General features: G+C 64.1%; 1 protein-coding gene. It reads left to right on the top strand.

All coding sequences use genetic code 11. The annotated features are described in order from the left end of the window. On the top strand, positions 1-231 hold a 231-nt coding region (locus AC5RUO_RS20060; protein ID WP_494104453.1), incomplete at both ends, for a hypothetical protein.

Raw genomic sequence — 231 nt, 5'->3', positions numbered from 1 at the left:
TCGGCACCTACAACCCCGAGGAAATCAGCGAACACCACATGCCCTCCCGCCTGGACTTCACCCTCGAGGACTTCCTGCCCGCCTGGGAAGCGACCAAGCAGATCCTGCCCGCCCTGCGCGAAGCCGAGATCGAAGACGGCTTCAACGGCATCTTCTCCTTCACCCCCGACGGCGGCTCCCTCGTGGGCGAATCCAAGGAACTGGACGGCTTCTACGTCGCCGAAGCCGTCT

This window comes from Arthrobacter sp. Y3221087 (genome assembly GCF_059089905.1).
Note: the sequence above shows the minus strand (reverse complement) of the source record. Positions and strands in the feature narration are given on the sequence as shown.